This is a genomic window from Streptomyces apricus, from assembly GCF_008369065.1.
GTDB lineage: Bacteria > Actinomycetota > Actinomycetes > Streptomycetales > Streptomycetaceae > Streptomyces > Streptomyces apricus.
In genome coordinates this window covers 1-570 of sequence record NZ_VDFC01000295.1, presented here as the reverse complement: position 1 = coordinate 570, position 570 = coordinate 1, and the positions used below count along the sequence as shown (strand labels likewise).

The 570-nt window shown below is 78.2% G+C and carries 1 protein-coding gene; it reads right to left on the bottom strand.

The window, feature by feature from the left end; translation table 11 throughout:
• A partial coding sequence (locus FGF04_RS39775) for a penicillin acylase family protein (protein WP_149516232.1) occupies nucleotides 1-570 on the bottom strand: 570 nt, incomplete at both ends.

Below are 570 nucleotides of genomic sequence, written 5' to 3'. Positions count from 1 at the left end.
GACCGCGGCGTAGGCGGCCGCCTCCCTGCTGTCGACGGCCATGTGGCGGTCCCAGTTCCGCAGGCGTTCACGCAGGGCGGCGGCCTCGGCGGAGAGGCCGTCGAGGGCGGCGATCCGGTCCAGCAGCGGGGCCGCGGAGGCCAGATGGGKGTCCATGTGGAGGGCGGCCATGTCGGCGGCCCGCCAGTCCCGGCGCGGAGCGAGGAGCGTGCGCAGGCGGGCGGCCCGGTGGGGCGGCGCGAACTCGACGCCGAGCGGGGCGGCGGGGCCGCGCTGGTTGGCCATGACCGCGATGCCGTCGTCGACCGTGCCGCGCGGCAGGGGCGCGTACCAGCCGCGCCACTCGTGCCCGGGCTCCCAGGCGTCGACGATCCGGACGCCGTTCTCCGGGTTCCGCACCGGCACCCGGCCCGCGACGCGGTGGAGCAGGCCGCCTTCGGTGTCGGCCGCCTGGACGACGTTGACCGGCTCGGCCCAGTCGTCGAAGGCGTGGTCCACGTCGGCGACCCGGCGGGCGCGCAGGAGGGGGAGGAGCGCGCCGAAGCCGAGGTCCTCCGTCACCCGGGGCGG